Genomic DNA, 2,860 nt, shown 5'->3' on the forward strand with positions numbered 1-2,860 from the left:
GACGGTGGCGCCGGCGCCAACCGTAGCGGCGTCAAGCAGCGTGGATGCAGATTGTGAGGTCAATACACCAAGATCGTCGTGATAATAATTGGCCGCTCTCCGCCAGCCGGAATGTTCAAATTCATTGAACGCGTCCGGATTGAAGGAGCTGGGGCCAGTGTTTTTTTCGCTCATGACTGAGCCTCCTCGGGCATCTCCGCCGATCCTCACACGCGTAGTGGGGATGGGTAAGAAGTCTACAATCGCCGCTTACGCTAGTCTATTGGGGCCGAACGTCCGAAATGGGTCATGAGCGGCCCTAAACGGGCCTTAGAGTGATCGTCCGCTTTGGACCAGTTAGTGGAACTTCAGGGCCCGATTGTCTGCTTCAGGGGACAAAGCGGTCGTGCCGAGCTGCGCCCCTAAACCGCCGCTGATAGCCACGAGCGGGCATACCCACTCGGTGGCACGAGGTCTGCCGAGCGGAAGCGGAGGGTCGCGAAGTCTGCTATCCTTCGTCGGATCGGACTCGGCGCCCCGCGCCGGCCGCGACAGGTGGGCCGAGCATGACCCAGGCACAAATGCCGGTGCAATTGGCGCCGCCCCTCGACCTCGACGGTTTCCACGAATGGCTCGTCGTGCGCGGCCTGCGCGGCCTGACCCTCGCCGAGCAGCTCGAGGGCTTCTGCGAGCGCGTGGCCGCGGCAGGCTTCCCGATGAAGCGCGCCAGCTTCGGCATGGGCACGCTCCACCCGCGCATCGGCGCCCAGACCTATGTCTGGCACCCGGGGCGGGTCGAGCACATTCCGCGCGACCGCAGCGTGCGGCAGAGCGCGGCGCTCCAGAACAGCCCGGTTAAACTTATGCGGGACGCCGGCATTCGGAGGATGCGCCAGCGGCTCGATGCGAACGACCTGCCCGACATTGAGGTATTCAGCGAGCTGCGCGACGAGGGGCTCCTCGACTACGCCGCCATGATCGTGGCGTTCGAGGAGGAGGGCGCGCTCACGGGCACCATAGCGCCAGGGGTGTTCTTCTCCTGCGCGACCGACGAGCCCGCCGGCTTCGACGACGGCCACCTAGCACAGATCACTAAAGCGCTCTTCTATCTGGCGCTCGCCATCAAGTCGCGCGCGACCTTCGACGTCGCCACGGCCGTGCTCGAGACCTATCTCGGCGAGGATCCCGGACGGCGGGTGCTGACCGGCGCCATCGACCGTGGCTCGGTCGAAACCATCCGGGCGGTGATCTGGATCTGCGATCTGCGCGGCTTCACCCGGCTCTCCGACACCTTGCCGCAGGGCGAGATCGTCGCGCTGCTCGACGACTATCTCGATCTGATGGCGGGACCCTTGCGCGAGAACAACGGCCAGATCCTGAAGTTCACCGGCGACGGATTCCTGGCGACCTTCGATCTGACCGGGCTCGACGGCGAGGCGGTGTGCCGGAACGCGCTCAAGGCCGCGGCCGAGCTGCGGGCGGCCCTCCCGGCCTTCAACGAGGCGCGCGCCAAGGCCTGCAAGCCGGTGACCGAGTTCGGCCTGGCGCTCCATCTGGGCGACGTGCTCTACGGCAATATCGGTGCGCAGGAGCGCCTCGACTTCACGGTGATCGGCCCCGCGGTCAACGAGGCGAGCCGCATCCAGGCGCTGTGCCGGCCGCTCGAGCGCGACATCTTGATCTCGAGCGCTTTCCACGAGATCGCCCGCACCTGCCACGGCGAGCTCGTCTCGCTGGGCCCGATCGCGCTGCGCGGCGTCCGCAAGCCCCAGGAGATCTTCACACTCAAGCCTTGAGGGCTGCACCGGCAAGCGCAGCCAGCCGGGCGCTGACAAATGCGCCGATTCAACTTATCTCTGTTCGGCAAGGTTCGACCAAGCGGGACGAGGGACCGGAGTTGCCTTTCCATCCGAACAGAATCGACAAGAGCCCGATGAATCGGGTTAGGCCAACACCTGATGCCACTCAAGCTGTGCACCGAGGGAAGCGATTCTTGCGGTAGCCAGCCGTGCTCTTTGCTCCCGGCGCGCTCCGATTTTCTTTGCCTTTTTCGTCGCGATCGCTTACGGCGAGACATGACACGGAATTGGGTATTGGCCAACTGTGGTATGTCCGCAAAGGGTCAGGAGCAGAAGAAAACTAACCGTCCGCGCTTCGTCTGATCATCCCTCAATAGCTGACTAAATAGGGCCGAAAGCGGACATCGAGGATCGAATGTCGGCTTAGCGCTCAAAAGCAGTCGTGCTTTCATGCCAGCCTGAACCGCCGGATTTAGCCAAAGGCGGAAGTCGGGGTGAGCGTCTATTGGACTAGGTACCTCGTGTCGCCGCGGCTAAACTTACCCTATGTCCCGGTGCCGGTAAAAATTTGCACATTGGGGAAATGTTGGATTGAAGGTGACCGCTACCATGCGGGATACAGACGACCATCACTGGCTCAATCAGGGCAGCACGTCGAGCGCCGAAGTAAAGAAGACATATGACGATTGGGCCGCCGGTTATGATGACAGCATGGCAGGCTGGGACTATCGCGCACCAAACCAGGCCGCGGCTTATTTGCGCGCCGAAATGCCGCCCGCTTCGCTCATTCTCGACGCCGGCTGCGGCACGGGTCTGACCGGTGCAGCCCTTCGGGCGGCGGGCTTTACCGGCCCCATCGATGGTATCGACAAGAATGAAAAGCTGCTGTTGGTTTGCGCCAAGGGCAAGCGTGGTTATTTCCTGAAGAACCGTTTGAAGCACTATGGTTATACAAATACCAAGGTTCTGGAAGGTGGCTTCTATTTTACAGATGTAAAGGTTGAAAATCCTGTGGGAACCATTCCTCCTGAGGAAATCAAGCGTGTAAAGGGCTTGGGCTGCTTGCAGGATAAGCGCTATCC

3 protein-coding genes are annotated in these 2,860 nt (G+C 62.0%); 2 read left to right on the top strand and 1 reads right to left on the bottom strand.

The features are described 5' to 3' along the window. Window positions 1-174, bottom strand: a 174-nt coding sequence (locus GY769_16925) for a hypothetical protein (GenBank protein MCP4203605.1), incomplete at its 3' end; no start/stop codon positions are given. A 371-nt stretch (window positions 175-545) separates the two neighbouring features. Between GY769_16925 and GY769_16930 the strand changes: the two genes are divergently transcribed. Both GY769_16930 and GY769_16935 read left to right on the top strand, forming a co-directional pair. Beyond that, window positions 546-1,775, top strand: a complete 1,230-nt coding sequence (locus tag GY769_16930) for an adenylate/guanylate cyclase domain-containing protein (GenBank protein ID MCP4203606.1) — start codon at window positions 546-548, stop codon at window positions 1,773-1,775. A gap of 612 nt (window positions 1,776-2,387) precedes the next feature. Beyond that, a partial coding sequence (locus GY769_16935; GenBank protein MCP4203607.1) for a hypothetical protein occupies window positions 2,388-2,860 on the top strand: 473 nt, incomplete at its 3' end.

The organism is bacterium (genome assembly GCA_024224155.1).
In the GTDB taxonomy this organism is placed as follows: Bacteria; Acidobacteriota; Thermoanaerobaculia; order Multivoradales; family JAHEKO01; genus CALZIK01.

Bases quoted from the DNA above. Each gene is read 5' to 3' on its own strand.
- GY769_16930 (MCP4203606.1), top strand. From the start codon at position 546: ATGACCCAGGCACAAATGCCGGTGCAATTGGCGCCGCCCCTCGACCTC.